At 45.9% G+C, this 17,017-nt stretch carries 14 protein-coding genes; 3 read left to right on the forward strand and 11 right to left on the reverse strand.

The window, feature by feature from the left end:
- Positions 1-54: 54 nt before the first annotated feature.
- Positions 55-1,260: a cystathionine beta-lyase gene (locus R7Q11_RS08130; protein ID WP_042522027.1), complete on the reverse strand. Its 1,206-nt coding sequence runs from the start codon at positions 1,258-1,260 to the stop codon at positions 55-57.
- A gap of 211 nt (positions 1,261-1,471) precedes the next feature.
- The gene (gene cls, locus R7Q11_RS08135; protein ID WP_005378105.1) at positions 1,472-2,926 is read right to left on the reverse strand and encodes a cardiolipin synthase; all 1,455 of its coding nucleotides are present in this window, start codon (positions 2,924-2,926) and stop codon (positions 1,472-1,474) included.
- A gap of 430 nt (positions 2,927-3,356) precedes the next feature.
- Between cls and R7Q11_RS08140 the strand changes: the two genes are divergently transcribed.
- From R7Q11_RS08140 to R7Q11_RS08150, 3 genes are all read left to right on the forward strand, one after another.
- A complete protein-coding gene (locus R7Q11_RS08140; protein WP_042522154.1) occupies positions 3,357-4,727 on the forward strand; it encodes a sodium-dependent transporter in 1,371 nt (456 codons plus the stop codon).
- Positions 4,728-4,809: 82 nt separating this feature from the next.
- Positions 4,810-5,502 carry a TIGR01621 family pseudouridine synthase gene (locus R7Q11_RS08145; RefSeq protein WP_033905107.1) on the forward strand — a complete coding sequence of 231 codons (693 nt, stop codon included), beginning with the start codon at positions 4,810-4,812 and terminating at the stop codon, positions 5,500-5,502.
- A 31-nt stretch (positions 5,503-5,533) separates the two neighbouring features.
- Positions 5,534-6,475, forward strand: coding sequence for a class I SAM-dependent methyltransferase (locus tag R7Q11_RS08150; protein ID WP_033905108.1), 942 nt, complete (start codon positions 5,534-5,536; stop codon positions 6,473-6,475).
- A gap of 213 nt (positions 6,476-6,688) precedes the next feature.
- Here R7Q11_RS08150 and R7Q11_RS08155 read toward each other — a convergent pair whose 3' ends face one another.
- The 9 genes from R7Q11_RS08155 to R7Q11_RS08195 all read right to left on the reverse strand — a co-directional run bounded on the left by R7Q11_RS08155 (position 6,689) and on the right by R7Q11_RS08195 (position 16,975).
- A complete protein-coding gene (locus tag R7Q11_RS08155; protein ID WP_158156176.1) occupies positions 6,689-7,744 on the reverse strand; it encodes a hybrid-cluster NAD(P)-dependent oxidoreductase in 1,056 nt (351 codons plus the stop codon).
- Positions 7,745-7,825: 81 nt separating this feature from the next.
- Entirely contained in the window at positions 7,826-9,487 is a 1,662-nt protein-coding gene (gene hcp / locus R7Q11_RS08160) for a hydroxylamine reductase (protein WP_225466346.1), read from the reverse strand.
- Between the two features lie 174 nt (positions 9,488-9,661).
- A complete protein-coding gene (norR, locus tag R7Q11_RS08165) occupies positions 9,662-11,191 on the reverse strand; it encodes a nitric oxide reductase transcriptional regulator NorR (protein ID WP_225466347.1) in 1,530 nt (509 codons plus the stop codon).
- 202 nt (positions 11,192-11,393) lie between these two features.
- The gene (locus R7Q11_RS08170) at positions 11,394-11,873 is read right to left on the reverse strand and encodes a glycine zipper 2TM domain-containing protein (protein ID WP_005386695.1); all 480 of its coding nucleotides are present in this window, start codon (positions 11,871-11,873) and stop codon (positions 11,394-11,396) included.
- A 123-nt stretch (positions 11,874-11,996) separates the two neighbouring features.
- A complete protein-coding gene (locus R7Q11_RS08175; protein WP_005386693.1) occupies positions 11,997-12,608 on the reverse strand; it encodes a CDP-alcohol phosphatidyltransferase family protein in 612 nt (203 codons plus the stop codon).
- Positions 12,601-13,248, reverse strand: a complete 648-nt coding sequence (locus tag R7Q11_RS08180) for an ATP-binding cassette domain-containing protein (protein WP_225466348.1) — start codon at positions 13,246-13,248, stop codon at positions 12,601-12,603. Before R7Q11_RS08180 ends, R7Q11_RS08175 begins: the two co-directional genes overlap by 8 nt.
- Positions 13,214-14,923, reverse strand: coding sequence for an ABC transporter permease (locus R7Q11_RS08185; protein WP_170897152.1), 1,710 nt, complete (start codon positions 14,921-14,923; stop codon positions 13,214-13,216). Before R7Q11_RS08185 ends, R7Q11_RS08180 begins: the two co-directional genes overlap by 35 nt.
- Before the next feature lie 9 nt (positions 14,924-14,932).
- Positions 14,933-16,093 (reverse strand): ABC transporter substrate-binding protein, encoded by a 1,161-nt coding sequence (locus R7Q11_RS08190; RefSeq protein WP_104979001.1) that lies wholly within the window; start codon positions 16,091-16,093, stop codon positions 14,933-14,935.
- A gap of 435 nt (positions 16,094-16,528) precedes the next feature.
- Positions 16,529-16,975, reverse strand: a complete 447-nt coding sequence (locus R7Q11_RS08195) for an META domain-containing protein (RefSeq protein ID WP_005378077.1) — start codon at positions 16,973-16,975, stop codon at positions 16,529-16,531.
- Positions 16,976-17,017 lie beyond the last annotated feature (42 nt).

Below are 17,017 nucleotides of genomic sequence, written 5' to 3' on the forward strand. Positions count from 1 at the left end.
ATTAAGTCAGAGGGTTATAAAAACGCCCCGCAATGCAGGGCGATTCAATCATTGTTATAGGGAGGCTTCTTTTTCAAGCATTAAGGCATTATAACGCGCAAAACCAGCCTCTAAATCAGCGATCAAGTCATTTACGTCTTCTAAGCCAATATGAATACGAACCAAAGTACCTTCAAAGTGTGGGTGAGCTACGGTTCTCAGGCTGTTAAAGCTCTTAGGTTCGTTAGCTAGAATGAGGCTTTCATAACCGCCCCAAGAGTAACCCATACTGAAGTGTTTCATACCATCAAGCAGAGCCGTCGTCGCTTTTGGATAAGACGTTTTGAGAACAAATGAAAACAAGCCGTTTCCACCTGTGAAGTCTCGTTTGAAAAACTCATGGCCAGGGCTTGTTTCTAAAGCTGGATGGCGGACATGATCAACTTCTGGGCGAGAAGCGAGCCACTGAGCGACTTTTAAACTGCTTTCTGCGTGCTGTCTTAGGCGAACATCCAACGTGCGAATACCTCGAAGACCTAGGTATGCGTCGTCAGGAGAAACGCACTGACCCATCAGGTAGCTTTGTTCACGAAGCTGATCCCAATACTTTTCAGAAGCCACAGCAGTACCTAGCATGACATCTGAATGTCCAACAATATACTTAGTTGCCGCTTGAATGGAAATGTCTACGCCATGCTCGAAAGGAGAGAAGTTCACGCCTGCTCCCCATGTGTTGTCAAGCATCACGATGATATCTTGCTCGTGGGCAATGCGCGCTAATGTAGGTACATCTTGGACTTCCATGGTTATTGAACCAGGAGACTCCAAGAAAAGGACTTTGGTATTCGGCTGAATCAAGTCTCGGATACCTTCACCGATCATTGGGTCATAATAGGTGGTTTCGATGCCCATTTTCTTCATTATGGTGTTACAAAAGTCACGAGTTGGTTCGTAACAAGTGTCCACCATTAGAATGTGATCGCCAGTTTCAACGAAAGAGAGGATGGCGTTTGAAATTGCTGCCGTTCCACAAGGGTAAAGCGCGCAACCAGCTCCACCTTCAATCTCAACCATTGCGTCTTGGAAAGCAAAGTGCGTGTTGGTGCCTCGGCGACCATAAAACAATGTTTTGTTTGCACGATTAATGGTGGCTTGGTTCTTTTCTGCAACGGTATTGAATACCACGGTTGAAGCGCGTTGAACGGGTGGGTTTACAACACCATTTGTCCACTTTTTATCGCGGCCAGCGGTAATGAGTTTGGTTTTTTTTCCCTCTGACATAAAAGTTCCCTGTCTTAAATATTGCGGTTTTGAATATTTAAAACATGGACGACGTAGGTTATGCAAGGGAAAAGTCAACTATCAGCCAATAACAGCCAAGATGAACAGGTAATGATGTCGAGAGGTATCGTGTAGATAGGGAGCTAAAAGAACAAACCTCCAGCAGGATGCATGTTGCGCTGGAGGTTTTTTAGTCGGTGTATTTGAGGTATTAAAGGAGTGGATTGAAGAGATAGAACACTCGCTCTAAGAACCGAGAAAATAGGCTCCTTTTCTCCCATTCTTCCAATACAACAGTGTGAGATTGCTTAATATAGCTATCTTGTAGCCAAGACATTTGCTTGGTGAACTCTTCGTCATCAACGGCGAGGGTCACTTCGAAGTTCAGCCACAAGCTGCGCATATCCATGTTTACGGTGCCAACTAAACAGAATTGGTCGTCAATTACGACAGATTTTGTATGCAGCAAACCACCATAAAACTCATAAATCTTGACCCCTGCACTCAAGAGCTCACTATAAAAAGCGCGTGACGCCCATTGCACCATCATAGAGTCATTTTTATGGGGAATAATGAGTTCAACGTCAATGCCTCGTTGTGCTGTCATCTTTAACGTTTCGAGTAAATCAGCATTGGGCACGAAATATGGTGTTGTGATTCGTACCGAGCGATTGGCTTGGTTTATTGCCAATGTTAATACTTGATAGATCAGATATTCCGGCATACCTGGGCCAGAAGGCACAACCTGAATAGGGTGTTGGAATTCACTCTCATCGATCTTGCATTCAGGTAGTCTTGGTAAATGACGTTCGCCAGTTTCGACTTCCCAATCCCAACAGTGGATGGCACTCAATACGTTTACCGTTGGTCCCGTAATGCGAACCATGATGTCCACCCAATGCCCGACGCCACTGTTTTGCTTGAAGTAAGCCGGGTCAACCAGGTTCATTGAACCGGTATAAGCAATTTCATCATCAATTACGATGATCTTGCGATGTTGGCGAAGATCAAGACGACGTAAGAAAATACGCCACATCTTCACTTCTAACGCTTGAATAACTTCAATTCCAGCATCCTGCATCATTCGATACCAAGGACTTCTGAAAAAACGTGGACTACCTGCTGAATCGAGCAATAGCTTGACATCTACGCCGCGTTTAGCCGCTTGAATAAGCGCAGAAGCGACAGAGTCAGCCAAACCACCCGGATGCCAAATGTAGAATACCATTCGAATACTGCTCTGCGCGTTTTCGATGTCTTCAATAATGGAATGCAAAATCTCATTAGGTGACTGTTGCAGCGACAATGTATTACCGCTCAATGCGGGAAGACCAAGGCGGTTGTTACAAAGTTCATCAATTCGGTAGATGTGCCTTCCCATCGTTTCTGGGTTGTGCGCGTTACAGTCGTTAAGCTGACTGAACCACTTCTCGAATGGTGTAAACATCTCTTTCGCACGTTCGGCTCGTTTTCTGCCTAAGTTCAGTTCACCGAAGAGGAAATAACATGCGACACCCAGAACGGGAAGGATATAAATGATCATTAGCCAAGCTAAAGACACGCTCACTGCACGGCGCTTTAAAACGACACGAATGGTCACACCTGCGACCAGTAACCAATATAGCCCGATGCCAGCTAAAGTAAGAAAGTGATAAAACTTGTCCATATACGCTCAGAGTAATATGCCCTTCTAGGATATTAAGCATAAAAGTGGGTTGGGGGAATAGATTTCCCATTTAGACGTGGGATTGACCTTATATGAGGAACGAATTTCATAACAGCTGATTCTGTTATTTTAATGTGAAAAATAAGGTCATTCTTTAACTTTTGAACAAAAAAGCAGCATTTAACCTGCGTAACTCGACACTTGTGCGATAAATGTACTTTTTTGGGGTTCCAATTTTAAAGGGGAGCTGCTTTACTTTCTAGACATAGTGCGTCGAACGCTTATTTTATAAGTGTACAATAATTTTTACATAAACTTTTTAGACGCCTATCTCTATGCATACACAACAAACTAATTTTGGAGAAAAAGCGTGGCTACAACTAATACAGCAGCACCACGTGATACGTGGGGGTCTAAACTAGGCTTCGTAATGGCAGCAGCGGGTTCCGCTGTCGGTTTAGGCAATATATGGAAATTCCCTTACACAGCAGGTGAGAGCGGCGGTGGTGCATTCGTTGCTATCTATCTTATCTTTGTAATTTTTATCGGCTTTAGCGTGATGCTGACAGAGTTCGCTATTGGTCGTAAGACAGGTCTTTCTGCCGTAGGTGCATTCAAGACAACTGACCGACGCTGGACGTTCACTGGCGTTATGGGAGTCTTCAGTGGTCTTTTGATCATGGGCTTCTACCCAGTGGTTGGTGGTTGGGCATTGGCCTACATCTTTAAAGTGGGCGGTGGTCTACTCAGCGCGCCAGAAGCAATTGGCGACAGCTTTGGCGGTTTCATCTCAGATCCGATTCAACCTTTGATGTGGATGGGTGTTTACCTGTTCCTTAATGTCATGATCGTGATGAAAGGGATTTCGGGTGGTATTGAGAAAGCCGGTAAGGTTCTGATGCCGCTTCTGTTCTTAATCCTAATCGTTGTTTCTGTTAAAGGCTTGATGCTGCCAGGTGCAATGGCTGGCCTTGAGTTCTTATTCATGCCGGACTTTTCTAAAGTCGACAGCAACGTAGTTCTTGCTGCACTAGGGCAGGCGTTCTTCTCACTTAGCTTAGGTATGGGTTGTATGATGACGTACGGTTCTTACCTGAAGAAGAAAGAGAACCTAGTTCAAACAACCGGTATGGTTACTGCGATGGATACAGGTGTCGCGATTCTTGCTGGTGTTGCTATGTTCCCAGCAATGTTTGCCTTTGGCATGGAGCCTGCAGCAGGCCCTGGTCTTGTATTCGTTGTCGTTCCTCAGCTATTTGCTGAAATGGGCGGTGTGATTGGGTTGCTATTCGCGTTGCTATTTTTCATCGGTTTGACGGTGGCGGCATTAACTTCTTCAGTATCACTATTGGAAGTTGTCGTGTCTTACCTAATCGACGAGAAAGGCATGAAGCGCTCTAACGCAGTTCTGTCTGCAAGCGCAGTTATGGCGGCATTATGTATTTTTGCGTCACTATCGTTGGGTGGAATGGGACCAACGCTGTTTGGTACCGGTGCCTTTGATATCTTCGACTTGCTAACGGACAAAATCTTCCTAGCGGTTGGTGGTATGTTGGTTTGTATCTTTGCTGGATGGCGCCTAAGCCGTGCTGAGCTAGAAAAAGAGATCACTAATGACGGCGAAGTATCCTTCCCGCTATTTGGATTGTGGTACAACCTAGTTAAATACCTGATTCCTGTTGCGATTGCTATTGTTGCCTTCATGGGGATTAAGTCTGGCTTTGACAGTGGCAAAGGTGAAATCATGCTGCTGGGTATCGCAATCATTGGTCTTGCTGGCATTTTCTCGAAGAAGCTTTAGCAAAGACCTTGGGGGCAAGCCTCGATAGCTTTGTCCGATAACTTATGTATACTGCTGGCTCCAAACGTGGAGCCAGTTTTTTATGTTCGATATTCTACATACCCATCCCGATTTTCTGATCATCAATAAGCATCCTAACGTCTCTGTTCATAAAGACGATGGCGACACAATGCTGCTGCAAGAAGTGGCTAAGCAGAGTGGTGATGAGCATCTCTATCTTATCCATCGCTTGGATAAAATGACATCGGGTATTCTGCTCCTCGGACGCAACGCCAAAGCGGGCAGTGCGTTATCGCAAGCTTTTGCTGACCGCCAAGTGGAAAAGTTCTATCTGGCGATTGGCTCTAAAAAGCCGAAAAAGAAACAAGGTTTGGTCGTTGGTGATATGGAGCGTTCGCGCCGTTCATCATGGAAGCTGGTCAACAGCAAAAATAACCCAGCCGTTACCCAGTTTTTCTCTCTTGCGGCAGAGCCCGGAGAGCGTTTATTTTTATGTAAGCCGCACACTGGTAAAACGCATCAAATCCGCGTGGCATTAAAATCGGTTGGCTCAGGTATTGTTGGCGACCCGATTTACAATGCAGGCAATGAGGCTGATCGCGGTTATCTGCATGCATTTTCACTTTGCTTCCAATACCGAGATGAGCAATATCGCTTTGTTTGCGATCCACGAGAATACAAAGTGCTTGGTAACAAATGGCACAGTGAAATCGTCTCTCAGGGTTTGGATACTTGGCTTTCCCCCTGGGAACTGAACTGGCCTACGATCAAATAACCGTCACAAAGAAAACTAATAAGAGAACTCGATGCAAGCATCACAACTTCCGCTGTTTTTTCAGCATCTAGAAACCGAGCTAGCGCAAGCTCCGAATGAAATTCGTCGACTGTTTCATGGTCGTGGTCGTCGTTTTGAGGGCCTAGAGCAAATCACCTGTGACTGGTTACAAGGTCAGTTGATCATCAACTTGTTTAAAGAAGTCGACGACGTGTTTCTCGCTGAGCTGAAAAGCGGCCTCAATGCGTTGGTACAATCACCACTGTGGGCAGACAAGCAAGGTCGTACTATGGTTATTCAGCACCGTTATGCCGATGGTGCGCCTTCAGAAGTGCTTGTCGGTGAATTAGATGCTCGCCCTGTCGTTGAAGAAAGCGGTTTGAAATACCAATTGGATATTGGCCGCAACCAAAACTTCGGTCTGTTTTTGGACATGCGCTACGGTCGTGATTGGGTACGGGAAAATGCGAAGCATAAAAACGTGCTCAACTTGTTTGCTTACACGTGTGGCTTTTCTGTCGCTGCCATTGCGGGTGGTGCAGATAAAGTGATTAACGTCGACATGGCGAAAGCGTCGTTGTCTAAAGGCCGTGAAAACCACAAGCTAAATGGTCATAACATCAACCAGGTAAGCTTTATGGGGCATGATATCTTTAAATCATGGGGTAAGATTAAGAAATCTGGTCAGTATGACTTGATTATCATCGATCCGCCTTCATTCCAGAAAGGCAGCTTTGCGCTGACTAAAGATTACAAAAAGATTTTACGTCGGTTGCCGGATTTGTTGGCAGACGGTGGTCAAGTGATGGCATGTGTGAACTCGCCATCTGTGACAAGCGACTTCTTGATTGAAAGCATGAAAGAAGAGGCGCCAGAGTTGACATTCCGTGAGCGTCTGGATAACCCGCCAGAGTTTATGGACGTAGACAGCGAAGCAGCATTGAAAGTGTTGTTGTTTAGCGAGAAGCAATGACGACGAAACGAAAGTTGTACCTATCTATAATACCAGCCGTTTGAGTACGGCTGGCATTTCCGCGATACCCCGTCAATCTGAATAGCGAGACGCGAGTGTGATTCAGAGTCTATTATCAGAATGAGTTATTCCTAACACGCTGATATTAGGTTCCTGATCTCGCCTAGGCTCGCCGGAATGACGGGAAACAATAAAAGATCGACACCAGCAGCATTAACCGATCTGCACTTCAAGATCCGCTTCGATGGTTGATGAGCAGGCGAGCACATAGCCTTGTTCAATTTCTTCTGGCGTCAATGTTTCTAGGCTGGTGGAAGAGACGTTGCCTTTACGAACCTTGCATTTACACGAGCCACAAATCCCGCTTCGACAAGCGACGATTAATGGTAAACCTGCGCCTTCGAGCACATCGGCCAGTACCTGACCTTTTTGCGCATCGATGCTTTGAGCAAAATCAGGAACAGAAACGTTAACCGTCTCATCGGAGACCGATGATTCTGCGCCAGTCGCTGGCGTAAAACTCTCTTGGTAGAAGTTCGTCATGTCAAAACCAAGATCATTCAAATAGCCGTGAACATCTTGCATAAACTGGCTTGGACCACACAGGTAAACGGTGCGTTGCTTGAAATCAGGAACAAGCTCTTTAATCCAGTCGGCATTCAAACGACCTTGTGGATGCGATGTTCCTTCGCGGTTTTTCAGCAACAACTTTAAATTGAAGTTGGGATACACAGCGTCTAACGTTTCTAGCTGATCGTAGTAAATCGTCTCTTCTGGGCTGCGTGCAATATGAAGAAATGCGATGTCCACATCGTTGTCGTTTTCATCTTGATTACTCAGCCAGTGCTTTGCCATCGAAAATACGGGCGTGACGCCGCAACCTGCACTGATAAGCAAGGCTTTTGTTTCGCCATCACGTAACACGGGTGGATGGTCGATACAGTTAAATTCGCCTGCTGGTGGTAATGCTTGAACGGTATCACCGAGCAGCAGCGAGTCAACGATGTAGTTCGATACTTTACCGCCAGATACTCGTTTGATGGTGAGTTGAAGGTGATCGTCTTCATTGATAGAGCTGATTGAATAGGCACGAAACTCCATTTTTCCATCAATTTCCACGCCTAAGTTAATAAACTGGCCAGGCTTAAACTGAAACAGAAGTGATTCGGTTAGTTCGGCCAATTTTATGCTGACGGTGTCGTGTGTTTCGAAGTATTTGTCGATGCAACGGAGTGTGACGGGTTGGTTACCTTGCCATTCAAAAAACATAACAATCTCTTTGGTTGTGGCTATTTTTGGTTCGAAATAGATAGCGCCTCCGCGTAAGGAGGCGCGTAACAAGCAAGTTTATTAAGCTGCTAGGATGGCTTTTAGATCATCCCGAACATTGCCAATACTGCGCATATCGAACTTCTCTTGGATGATGGCGATTAGGTTTGGCGTTAGGAATGCCGGTGCAGTAGGGCCTGTGTAAATGCCTTTCACGCCCAATGCAAATAGCGTTAGCAAGATAACGATCGCTTTTTGCTCGAACCAAGAAAGCACAAGCGTGAGTGGCAGTTCATTGATGTCACAGTCAAACTCTTTCGCCAGTGCAAGTGCAAGCTGGATTGCAGAGTAAGCATCGTTACATTGGCCCACATCCAATAGGCGAGGAATGCCGTTGATATCGCCAAACGTATTCTTGTTGAAGCGGAACTTACCACACGCCAAGGTCAGGATTAGCGTGTCTTCTGGTGCTTCAGCCGTAAAATCGGTGTAGTAGCTACGTTCCGCTTTATCGCCGTCACAACCGCCGACTAGGAAGAAGTGCTTGATGTTGCCTTGCTTCACTTGGTCGATAACCGCAGGGGCGGCGTTCATCAGTGCATTTCGACCAAAACCAACCGTGATGTGGTGTTCGATTTCATCGTGTTGGAAACCATCTTGCGCTAGAGCACATTCAATCACTTGGCTAAAATCATCGCCTTCGATGTGAGCCACACCAGGCCAGCCAACAATACTACGGGTGAATAGACGGTCTGCGTATTGACCCACATTTGGATTCAACAAACAGTTTGACGTCATTACGATTGCGCCAGGGAAGTTTGCGAATTCTTTCTGCTGGTTTTGCCATGCGCTGCCGTAGTTACCGACAAGATGAGGGTATTTCTTCAGCTCTGGATAGCCGTGTGCAGGCAGCATTTCACCGTTGGTGTAAACGTTGATGCCTTTGCCTTCGGTTTGTTGCAGGATTTTTTCTAGGTCATGCAAATCATGGCCAGAGACAAGAATACATTTGCCTTTTACTGGTTTGACGTTCACCGTGGTTGGTTCTGGATGTCCGAAGGTCGTTGTTTCGCCTTGGTCGAGCATTTCCATCACTTTGTAGTTCATCAGGCCAATGCGCATTGAGCAATCAAGTAGTTCGCCAAGATCTTCAGGATCTGTGCCCAACCACGCCATGATTTCATGGTATTCGGCATAGATATCGTTGTTGGTTTGCTCAAGAACACGTGCGTGCTCCATGTACGCGGCTGCACCTTTAAGTCCGTATAGGCAAAGTAGGCGTAGGCCAATAACATCTTCATGTACTTGGTCCTTACCACGGTTCACCGCGACTTGAGGAGCAAAAGCTAAGATTGCTTCTGCGCTATTTGGTAGCTCAAAGTGAGCAACAACAGGGATGTCAGCAACTTCGGTATCGGCGAGTGTTGCAGCAGACATTACTTGCTCTTTTAGCAATGCTTTGTACGTTGCAGCTTGAGAAGTTAACTCCAGGATGCGTTCAGGGTCAAAGTTTACGTTCGTCAATGTAGAGAAGAATGCCTTTGGTGCCCATTGGTTGATTTCATCGTTAATGATGTTGAATTCAAGTGCTTTTGATGCCCAAAAAGAAACCCCTTGCAGTGTGTAAACCAACACGTCTTGAAGGTCAGATACTTCAGAAGTTTTACCACACATACCTTGTGCAAAAGAACAACCTTTAACAGCAGGGGTTTGAATTGTCTGTTCACATTGAATACAGAACATATTGGGTTCTCCAGTGATTGTTTTAATAGTCGTGATGTTGACCACTAGAGAGCAGAATGTGTGCCAATTATTATCTTGTTGATTTTTATTGAATTTTGTCAGGTTTAGGAGAGTGGTTGATGTAATTAAGACAACGCAGTTGATGTCTTAATCACATCGGCTTCTTGTGGTTGGTTATTTATTGATCCCGAGCTTTTTACCCATCCGATATAAGTTCCCGCGATCCATTTGTAAAAACTCCGCTGCTTTTGCCCAAACGCCACCAGTTTGGCTCAAAGCATGTTCAATTAAATCACGTTGATAGCTTTCTATTAGCTCTCGCATTGGTTGGCTTTCTTTAGGCAGATAATGCGATGTGTTTTTTACATCATCGAGAGCCAGTGAGGTGTCAAAATGGTTAAGCATGATCGTGCTTGCACCTTGTTGAATAGCGTGTAAAGCCGCGCGAGTTAAAGTGTGTTCGAGCTCGCGTACGTTTCCGTACCAAGGTAAAGACTCCAGTTGAGTCAACACTTTAGGGTGAACGTGAAGATTGGGCGCATTAAATTGTTGGCGTACCTTTTCTAACAGATATCCGGCTAAAACGGGAATATCACCGTCACGGGCACGAAGTGGGGGAACTTGGATTGGGAATACGTTTAAACGGTGGAAAAGGTCTGCTCGAAACGTGCCAGCTTCGACCTCTTTTTCTAATTGTCGATTGGTCGCGGCGATGATGCGCACATTGACCATCAAATGCTGATCGCTACCCACACGTTGCAGCTCGCCTTGCTGAATTACGCGCAGCAATTTTGCTTGCAAAATCATAGGCAGTTCGCCCACTTCATCAAGGAAAATCGTTCCACCGTCTGCCAGTTCAAACTTACCGGCACGGTGGCTATTAGCACCTGTAAATGCGCCTTTGACATGGCCAAACAGTTCACTCTCAGCCAGACCTTCAGGCAGGGCCGCACAGTTGACGTAAATCATCGGCTTATCGCTACGATGAGATTGCGCGTGCACCGAGTGCGCGACCAGTTCTTTACCAGTACCGGTCTCTCCTGTGATAAGTACCGCATAATCTGATTGAGAAACGGTCGCAATGTTGTTTCGTAACTGGTTGATCTGCGGACTCAAACCCACCATTTCGCCATGTTGAGAACGGGCTTGCTGGATAAGGGTTTGAGTGACGCTTTTTTGCTTCTGGTTTTGTGCTTTGAGTGCTTTTAATTGCGCAATGTTACGCAATGTCGCAGCGGTCAAAGCCGCAAAGGTTTCGATAGCGACAGGATCGATGCCATCAAACGCGCCCACCGTTAGTGCATCTATCGTTAGTGCGCCAACAAGTTGGCCTTCGACATACAAGCTAAAGCCCATGCAATCGTGAACATCAATGCATTGGTCTTCAGTTAATAGTGTGCCGTCGAAAGGATCCGGCAGTGAACAATCGGCATCGAAACGCACCGGTTCACGGCTATGAATAATGGCATCTAAGCGAGGGTGCGCCTTGGGGAAATAGCGACGACCTAAGACCGAGCTGGATAAGCCTTTTACCGCGACAGGAGTTAGAAAACCATCCTCATCGAAGATAAACAGGCAGCTCGCATCACATGGGAATACTTGCGCGACCCCATCAATGAGATTTTGATATTGCTGCTCGTGAGAGCGATTTGAGCTGAGGTTTAGCGCGATATTAAGGAGTACGTGGTCAACAGTCGGAGTCATAACAAGCCCAAAGTTATCTGGAATGGGCTCATGCTAGCAACTTGATGTCATTTGAACATCGAAAGGTGTGGGAGATTGATGTTCCATTGACGACGATCAAGTTTGATACGAAAAGAAACGCGCAAGTTAACAAGCCAGTGATGTAAGCTTGCGCGGGTTAGGTGTTTGAATTAAAGCAGGCCAAAGGTTTGGTTTGTCCGAATTAACGAGGAACGACTCTAGCGTCATTACCAGAAACATTGATTTGGACCGCTTGGCCTGGTTGGAAAATCATGTTTGGATTTGCTTCTTGAACAATAGAGATAATCTTTCCGTCCTCTAAACGAATGGTCAGATTCACGCCATTTCTTTTCGCGGTTGCTTCAGCCGCTTTGCTGCCTGCATAGCCACCCAATAGACCACCACCAATGGCAGCGATATCCGAGCCAGAACCGCCCCCAACTTTTGAGCCTAAGATCCCGCCCACGGCAGCACCAGCGATGGTGCCAATGGCATTGGATTGGGTAGAGGCATCAATGGTTACGGGTTCTACTTTTTCTACTGTGCCGTAGTAAACCTGCTGAACTTTGCGAGTGTCGGATGAGCCGTATGCATCTCCGTACGGGTTAGGTGAGCTACAGCCGCCAAGCACGAGCGCACAAGTAATGGTGAGCAACATGCCTAAATTAATCTGTTTTTTCATATAGCCTCCGAATGGTTTCTTCATTCAAAGAGTATATACCCCAATTTAACCTGCGTTTTGGTGCTTTATAAAACAGTGGCTTAGCGGCTTGTCCCTTAAGGAAACGCGATTGTCTAAGCAGTATTAATGATCGTTAAGCGTATGAAACCCTGAATAAATACGTGTAAAAGTAGTAAACCAGCATGCCGCGCCAAAGATATACGCGATGACGGCAAAGTGTTGCGGTAGCAAACAAAATAAAACCAAGCAGCCAATGGTTTCTGTACCTTCGGTTAAGCCGCTCATGTAGTAAAGCGATTTGTTTTTATATACCGGATTATCGATGCCTTGTTTTCCTGCCATGATGGCAAAAGCCAAAAAGCTACTACCAGTGCCGATGAAGGAAAAAATCAAAAATGCGCCTGCAACGGCATTGTGTTCTGGGTTGGCAAGCACAAAGCCAAAAGGAATCAACGAATAGAACAAAAAATCTAAGCTGATATCAAGAAAGCCACCCGCATCGGTAATGCCCTGAATCCTTGCCAGTGCTCCGTCTAACCCATCACAGATTCTGTTCAGCAAAATAAACAGCAACGCCAACAAGTACTGTTCGGCGATCAAAGCAGGCAGGGCAAAACAGCCAAGCACAAAACCAAATACTGTCGTCTGATTTGCAGTGATACCACATTTATCGATATATGTCGCACTGAGTGCCAGCGGTTTGCGGATGAGCTTTATACTCAGGCTATCAAGCATGATTTGTCTCCCACGGCCAGTTTATGCAGCGGCTGCCATCAGGAATATCGTCTTCATCGTGCGTTACCATCAAAGTAGGGATGTTCGCTTGCTGCAATTGTTCGACCACCCAATTGCGAAATTGTACACGCAGGTCTTTATCCAACTTGCTATAGGGCTCATCAAGTAGCGCAACTTTCGGCTTTGCTAGCAGCATACGAGTCAATGAGATACGGGCGCGTTGCCCTCCCGAGATTTGGTCAGGAAAGGACTCTGCTAGCTTGGTCAATGAAATGTTCTTCAGTGCTTGCATGGCGTGAGCTTTACGCTCTTCACCTTTGATTGAGTTTGGTAGCGCGAAGGCAAGGTTCTCCCACACCGTTAAATGAGGGAAGAGCAAATCTTCTTGGAACAGAATACCGACCTGACGCTTATGGGCAGGGAGGGCATCCAACTTTTCGTGATCAAGCGTAATGGCTCCAGAGTAATTGAACTCGGCGGATAGGTGCCCGGCAATGGCATCCAACAAAGTGGATTTACCACAACCGCTAGGCCCCATCAGGGTAACGATTTCACCTTTTTCTACGGTCATATTAAACGCCGAGAAAAGCGCGTCGCCATTGGTTTTACGGATGGCGAGGTTTTCGAGACAAAGACTCATTCAGTAGTAAACCTTTTATAGACAAGCGGCGATACGTCCTGTGCAAGTGGCTAAGCAGTATCGCAAAAGAGAAGAACATGAATGGCAGCAGAGCTTGCCAAATGGCGTAAATAGCGGTGACACGTCGGTCAAAACCACTGGATAGTGCAACGGCTTCGGTTGTGATGGTGCTAATGCGCCCAGCCCCTAGCACTAATGTAGGTAGGTATTGCGCTAGGCTGACACTAATACCGACAGCCCACGCGAATGCAATCGCAGGTAGGAGGATTGGCAGTTTCACTTTTAACCAAGCTTGCATCGGTGTTTTACCCAAGCTGAGTGCGACGCGAGTTAAGCTGTTATCGAAGCTGCGCCACGGCCCGTCTAGCGAGAGGTAAATAAATGGGAATGCGAAGAACACATGCGCCCAGCATACCCAAAAGAAATACGCGTTACTGTTTAAGTACAGTGTTACCACTTGCATACCGAATAGCACCGATAATTGAGGAATCAGCATCGGGATGGCGATGATGTAACCGGGTATCTGCCAGCGATAACGAAGGCGATACTCATGTGCTATTAAAGCAAGAACTAGCGCGATAGTCGCGCTGATCAGGGCGATTGACATACTTTGCTCTAGAGTCCCTAGAATACTGTGCCATTCGTATTCCCAAAAACGCAGGCTGTAACGGCTTGGGAGCAAATCTGGAAAGCGCCAACGTTGAGCAAAGCTCCACAGCACCATGAGTGGAATCATTAGAAGTGCAAGTAGCGCAATCAGTGAAAATAGGGTTTTACCGGGTAAACGAAACCCGTTTCGACCAGAGTACTGCCAGCGTTTGAAGCCTTTGGTCGTTAACCATTCCACCAATCGAGCGAAACCAATCAAAAGACTAGCCATCACAAACAGTATTACTGCGCCAGCGGCCGCTCTTGGTAGGAGCGATAAATCTGGATCGTTAAACCATTGCCATACCAAAACCGCAAACGTCGGCGGGTTGGTAGGGCCAATAATCAGGGCGACATCGACAACGGACAAACTGTAAGCCAATACCGCCAGCATTGGGAAACGAAGTTTTGCTAACCATTGCGGAAATACGCATTTCCACCACGCTTGCGCCGAACTATAGCCCATCGAGTGACTGACTTTTTCAACCTTATCGACTTTCAATTGCTGAAGGATCGGAATACTCATCAACAATAAAAACGGCACTTCTTTAATCGCAAGCATGATGACCAAACCGAGTGCATGTGGGTCCTTAATCAGCAATGCTAAGTCATTCACCGTTTGTGCATTCGGGTCGTAACCAAACAGTTGGTTGAGAACACGAACGCCCATACCAGTTGGGGCAAACAAGAACGCAAAGCCAATTGCAAACGCGACGTGCGGCATCGCGAGAAGTGGGGAAAGGCTAACTTCAATTTTTCGCCAAAACTTACTGCCCCAAGAGGCTTGTAGAATTGCAAATGCGATGAAGCAAGCCAAGTAGCTACTGAAAATGGCGGAGTAGAAAGTAAGCCCGATGGATGTCCAAACACCTTCCCAATCAAAGACGGCATTGAAGCCATCAAAAGAAAAGTGGTGTAGACCGATAGGAGGTACATAACCGAGCGCAGAGACCACCACTCCAAGTAGTCCCGGAATGGTAGGCAAAATACAAACTGCGATAATGACTAAATACAGCGCTCTTAACATGGATTCTTACTAATTCCCGTAGCGTTTCAACCATTCTTTTTCCAACGCCGCTTGCCAACTTGGATGTGGCTCAGCGATAGATTTGAATTGTTGAGTGTTTTTGGCCGAACCAGTTAGGTATTGGTTGCTTAGTACCGAAGGGTCGCCCCAGATGTTTAGGTTACCTTTGCGAGACTGTGCTTCAGGGCTCAATAAAAAGTTTATCGCAACTTGTGCACCAGCACTGGCATTTGCGTTCCAAGGAATCGCTAAAAAGTGGATATTTGAGAGTGCTCCTGCGTCCATTGCGTACGCTTTGGTGCTCTCTGCAAGATTACCGCTCGACTGCGCAGAGAAAACCGCGTTCGGGTTAAAGGTAATCGCCAGGTCAGTCTGACCATCATCTAGTAGCTGAAGGGTTTCTGCTGTACCGCCTGGAAACTGCTTACCACCGCGCCAAGCGACTTTATGGAACTCATCTAGATAAGACCACAGCGGTTGAGTGACTTGTTCAAACGTGTCATCGGTAACTGGTTGTTGCAGCTCAGGGGCGTTGTTAGACAGTTCAATGAGTAATGCTTTGATAAAGCTTGTGCCATGAAACTCTGGTGGTCGAGGGTAAGTCAGGCGATTCGGGAACGCTTTTGCATAGCTCAGCATTTCTGAGAATGATTTTGGAGGGTTATGGAGGGTTTGCTCGTCATGGATAAACACTAATTGTCCTACTCCCCAAGGTGCTTCTAGACCTTCTGTTGGCTCGGAGAAGTCCACATCAATTGGTAGAGATTTATCCACATATTGCCAGCTTGGCAAACCTTCGACAAAAGGACCAAATAGCAATTGGTTATCCTTCATTGATTTGAAGTTTTCGCCATTGATCCAAACCATATCAACACTACCACCGCTGTTTTTGCCTGCCGCTTTTTCTGCGATAAGTCGAGTAGTGGTCTCAGAAATATCAGTTACTTTAACGTGGTTTAGCGTCACGTTATAACGTGATTTTAGCTCTCTACTCGCCCACTGTATGTAGCGATTAATTTCTTGGCTCCCGCCCCAAGCATGAAAGTAGACGGATTGCCCGTCGGCTTGATGTTCGATTTTTTGCCATTCGCTATTCACTGATGAATCGGCAAAAGAAGGTGTCGCAAAAGTCGTGGCTAAAATGCCAATGCTGCTGAGTAGCTTTTTCATATCTATTCCGTGTTATGTCTTTTGGTTCTTGCTTTCGTTTCTATTGACGTTTTCGCAAGTCGTTCCGCTCTGTTACAAGGATAGTAATTCATCTCTCTCTATTATCAATGCCAATCCCAAACGGAATCACTCATTGATTCAAAGAATTACTCTCAATGTGAAGCAAAACGAAGAAAGGACAAATTTGGTGTCATTTTAGGAGCGGACCGTTTGTTTGAGGATATTCTTTCAAGTAATTGAAAATTATTGTCCCCAGAGATATGAATAGGTTGTTTTACAGAGCAAAATTGATGTTTAAAGCATGGAATTGAGGGCGAAAAGAGAAAGAAAGTTTGTCACTTAAATGACTTTGGCATGCATGACTAACGATTCATCGATATAAAAAAAGCAGCCGTTTGGCTGCTTTAAGATACTATCTGGTTTACTTAGTTGGGATTAGTTTACCCAGTCACGTAGTGTAAACGTCAATTCGTGATCGGCACTTTTCAGAACAAGACCATCTTTAGTTAGCGTGATATCGCTCCAGTTAGATAGTGTTTGTGTCATTGCGTTTTCGATCTTCATTTGATCTTCCATACACATCTTCATGGTCATGCCCATTTTTTCGATGCGTAGTTGGTTGTTTTTCAGCTCGGCTTGACCGAAGAAGTTGTTACAACCTGCGTTGCCGTTTGCGGTTAGATTTTCACCGATTTCTAGGCGAGCCGCTTTTTGGTGTTCGTCTAGAACGATATTTTTGCCATCAACTTGAACAAGTTCCCAGTTGTGGTGCTGCAAATCTTGAGCCGTTATTTCTTTCACATCATCACCGTTGCTAGCACAAGCAGTCATAAGAACAGGGAGAGAGATTGCTGTAACTAACGTTTTTAGGCTAAGCTTCATTTTATAGACTCCGTTTTTATAAACGCGGTAAGTATAAGTAAT

The organism is Vibrio sp. 970, assembly GCF_033339075.1.